The sequence below is a fragment of the Micromonospora sp. NPDC047753 genome (genome assembly GCF_040642735.1).
Classification (GTDB): Bacteria; Actinomycetota; Actinomycetes; order Mycobacteriales; family Micromonosporaceae; genus Micromonospora.
Genome location: NZ_JBEYSL010000553.1, coordinates 1 through 4126, shown reverse-complemented (window position 1 = coordinate 4126; position 4126 = coordinate 1). Strand labels below are relative to the sequence as shown.

Here is a 4126-nt window from a genome sequence, read left to right as displayed (position 1 = left end):
CTACACTCTTCCCCTACCCCCCGCCCTCCCTTTCTGGGGGGTTTGGGGAACGGGGGGGAGGTGGGGCCGGCGCGCGGGCCGCCGACCCCGGCCCGCGCGACCGCCCGCCCGCTGGTCGCGTGCTCCCGGTTCGGGCGTCGGCGTCGCTCTTCGACCCGGTCCCGCGCGGTGGCCAGCACCCCCTGTTCGGCGGGGCTGGCCCCGAGCAGTCGGATGAGGACGTCGAACCGCTCCGGTGGCGGCAGGATGTTGCCGGCGAAATACTCCCCGATGATCCCGCGTGACCAGCCGGTCTTCGCGGCCAACTGTCGGTACGTCAGCAGGGTCTCGCCCTGTTGCCGGGCTTCGCGGCGGCGCAGCTGGCGCAGCAATCCGGCCAGCTCGGGCAGTGTCTGCGTCTCGGTGCAGACGCGGACCAGCTCGGCTGACCCGTGTGACGTCTGATGAGTGCCGGACGGTATCCACTGCTCAGACATGCGACCCCCACCCCGGTCATCCGGCCCCCCGGATGCGCACGGGCAGGGTAATTCCGGCCCTACGCCAGTCGATAGACGGCTGCCAATGTATGACAGTTCCACTACGGACTGTCGCCTCGTCCAACAGTGTCCAGCGGTGTCCAGTCCCGTCCAGGATCCGCCCCATGGCGTCGACGCCCCTGCCACCGTCCTGGTGCGGGCACGGCCCGCTCCACGACCCCTGGGGGAAGAGGTACCCGATGATCCGTCCACACCCGACCACCCGGCGCCCCGTGGCGATGCTGCGTCGCGTCGCCGTCACCGCGATCAGTCTCACGCTGCTCGCCGCCGGCCTGATCGCCACACCGGCCACCGCCGCACCCGGGGGCAAGGCCCCTGCCACCGGATCGTTCATCGACAGCACGCCGGTGCCCGGCGGCTTCGCCTCCTGGTCGGAGCTGCTCCGGGTGCAGCAGCGCATGAACAACGCCGCCGCCCAGATCACGAACGCGGCGCAGCGCAGCGCCAACTCCGGCTTCGCCGGCATCGTCGCCGACCCCACCACCCGCCACCTCCAGGTCTACTGGAAGGGTGAGCCGCCGGCCAACCTGGTGGCCAACGCCCGGGCCACCGTCGCCACCAAGGTGCTGCCCGCCGCGTACTCGCAGCGGGAACTCATGGCCGCGGCCGACCGGCTGCGGGCCTCCGCCGGTGACAAGATCACCACGGTGGGGCCGCGCGCCGACGGCGCCGGCCTGCTCGTCGGCACGCAGGACGGGCTGCTCGGTGCTACCGCGCTGGCCGGTGTGCCGGTGACCGTGCAGACCAAGGTCGCCGCCGCGCCGGCGACCCGATGGGACGACACGGCGCCGTGGTGGGGCGGTGCCGCCTGGCGCAACGCCACCACCGGCGGCGGCTGCTCGACCGGCTTCGGGGTCTTCCAGGGCGGGTCCGCGCGGATCCTCTCCGCCGCGCACTGCGGCAACATCAACAACGCCGCGACCGACCCGACCGGGCAGTCGATGGGCATCGTCGGTACCCGCAACGCCGGCACCGACACCCTGCTGCTCTCCGGCGCCTCGGGCGGCCGGGTCTTCAACAACAGCACCGACGCGCAGGGCAGGGTGGTCAGTGAGTTCAGCAACCAGGTGATCGGCGCGTCGGCCAGCCAGGTCGGCAACTGGGTGTGCACCTCCGGCGCCTACTCCGGCACCCGCTGCTCGATCCAGGTGAAGGCCCGCAACCTGTGCATCAACGTGCGCGACTTCGGCCAGGTCTGCGGTCAGGTCCAGGCGGAGAACACCACCGGCAGCAACGCCGTCGGCCAGGGTGACAGCGGCGGCCCGGTGGAGATCGTGAACGCGGCGAACACCCTCCAGGTCTGGGCCACCGGCACCAACACCGCCATCGACGACACCTTCACGTCGACGGCCTGTACCGGCTACCGCCCCGCCGGCCGGGTCTGCGCCTGGCGGTTCTACTACGAGGACATCTTCTCCGGCATGGCCGGCGTCGGCGCCTCGGGTGTCGTCCTCGGCTGAGCCGTACCAGCTATCCGCCGTACGACTCGGTGGCCGGGCCGGCGCGCGTACCCCGCGCGTCGGCCCGGCCTCGCTCAGACGCCGGCGGCCGGGTCCCCCGCGAGCACCGCGTCGCCGCGGAGCAGCGCCGGCTCGGGCAGCGGCAGTTGGATCTTGTGAGCCGCCTCCCAGTCGTAGATCAGGCCGGGGCGCACCTGGGCGGCGAAGTAGTCGATCGCCGTCATCCCGCCCACCACCGGCTCGTCGACCTCGGCGACCAGTTGGGCGGGGACCAGGGAGAACCCGTTCTGCAGAGCGGCGCTGAGGCGGCGATGGCCGTCGACGACGAAGAAGTACTCGCCGGTGAACCCGATCTTCAGCGGTTCGAGGGCCTCGTCGCCGGCCTCGGCCACCCCACCGACGAAGTCGGTGTCCCACAGACCACGCAGGGTGGCGATGTCCTCGGTCGGGTAGACCCGGGCCGGGTCCAGCAGCAGCAGCGGCGGGCCGTCGCGCAGCACCTCGGCGCCGAGCGTGCCCTCGTACGCGGCCACGATGTGCTCGATCACCTCGGCGGCGGACGCCCGGGTGGTGTCGCAGATCAGGTCATAGTTACGCAGCCGGGCCTTGTCCACCCCGTAACGGATGATGAACCGACTGCGCTCGCTGGCGCTGCGCTCCCGAAGCTTGGCCTTGGCCTCCTCCAGCGAGGCGTAGCTCTCGGCCGGCCCGGAGGGGCGGGCGAGCACCCGGCGGGCCGCCTCGCCCGGCTCGGTGATCATGTGCACCTTGAGCGCGTCGGTGAAGAAGTGCCACGCCAGCCGGGAGTCCATGATGAGGCGCTCACCGGAGGCGGCAATGTCCCGCTGGAGCTGGTCCACGTAGCCGTCGACTGCCTGATCCAGCTCGGCGTGCAGGTTGAGCTGCAGCGCGGTCATCTGCCGCTGCTGCGCCATCTCCCGGTAGAGGTCCCCCACGCTGACCCGGCGCATGCCGAGCCGCTTCGCGATCTCGACCGACACGGTGCTCTTGCCGCTGCCGAGGTCGCCGTTGAAGACGATCGATTGTCCAACGGTCACGACTGGTCCACCCCTGATCACCGGCTCATTGACATCATCGACCTCGCGCCCGACCGACGCGTTCCCGCCATCGTCGCGCCATCCCGCGACGGCCCCAGCTCGGCGTGGCTGACGCCCCCTCGAAACCTGGAGCCCGTCGTACGCCTTGGCATGACGGGCGATGCTACCACTCGGGCGCCACCGCTTTGCCGGACGCGGTGTGCGAGGGCCCCCGGCAGCTGGTGAGGTCCGCGACCGTCAGCACCGGCCGAAACACCTCAGAACAGGCTCAGCGGATCGACCTGGAGACGAACCGGATCGGCGGCCTTGCGAGCGGCCCGGACGCCGGCGGCCGAGTGCAACGCCTCGGCGAGCGCAGCGGCGCGGGCCCGGGGCACCCGGACCAACATCCGTTCCCTGCCCTCCTCGGCCGGCACCGGTCCGAGCACCTCGGCGTCGTCCGGCAGCCGAGCCGCCGCCAGCAGGTCCGCCACCGCCTCGGCCACCCCGGTGACGCTCGCCATCCGCACGGCCGGCGGGAAGCCCAGCTCGCGGCGCTCGGCCAGCTCCCGACCGGCGAACCAGCCGGCGTCCCAGCGCAGCAACGCCTGCACGGGGGCGAGCGCGCCGTCGGCGACCACCACCACCCGACCGGCCGGCGCCGGGCGGGCCAGCGCCGCCGCCGCCAACCAGCGGCGCAGCGACTCCTCACCGGCGCGCAGGTCGGCCCGGGTCAGCAGGGCCCACGAGTCGAGCAGCAGCACCGCGCCGTAGCCGCCCTCGGCGACCGGCTCGGCGCCCGGGGTGGCCACCACCAGGGCCGCGCCGCCTGGCACGTCGGTCAGCACCTCCTCGCGCCCCGAGGTGCGCACCGGCACGTCGGGAAACGCCCGGCCCAGCTCCTCGGCGGTCCGCCGGGCGCCGGTCACCGCGGCCCGCAGCCGCCGCCCACCGCACTCCGGGCACGCCGCAGACGCTGACCGCCGAACTGGCGGCGTGGGTGGTCGAGCGGGTCCACGCCCTGGAGGGTGGGGCGGCCGAGGTGGGCACCGACTACCCGCCGGCGTACCCGCCGATGACAGTGGAGGCGGCG

General features: G+C 73.1%; 3 protein-coding genes and 1 pseudogene. 1 reads left to right on the top strand and 3 read right to left on the bottom strand.

The window, feature by feature from the left end:
* A partial coding sequence (locus ABZ749_RS30710) for a helix-turn-helix transcriptional regulator (protein ID WP_357233881.1) occupies positions 1 to 476 on the bottom strand: 476 nt, incomplete at its 3' end.
* A gap of 239 nt (positions 477 to 715) precedes the next feature.
* Between ABZ749_RS30710 and ABZ749_RS30705 the strand changes: the two genes are divergently transcribed.
* Positions 716 to 1996: a hypothetical protein gene (locus ABZ749_RS30705; RefSeq protein ID WP_357233879.1), complete on the top strand. Its 1281-nt coding sequence runs from the start codon at positions 716 to 718 to the stop codon at positions 1994 to 1996.
* Between the two features lie 74 nt (positions 1997 to 2070).
* Here the strand turns inward: ABZ749_RS30705 and ABZ749_RS30700 are convergent, their stop codons facing one another.
* Together ABZ749_RS30700 and ABZ749_RS30695 are read right to left on the bottom strand one after the other, a co-directional pair.
* On the bottom strand, positions 2071 to 3054 hold the full coding sequence (locus tag ABZ749_RS30700; protein ID WP_357233877.1) for an AAA family ATPase: 984 nt from the start codon (positions 3052 to 3054) through the stop codon (positions 2071 to 2073).
* 257 nt (positions 3055 to 3311) lie between these two features.
* A pseudogene (locus ABZ749_RS30695) lies at positions 3312 to 4013 on the bottom strand (primosome assembly protein PriA); the annotation flags it as partial.
* Between the last annotated feature and the right edge of the window lie 113 nt (positions 4014 to 4126).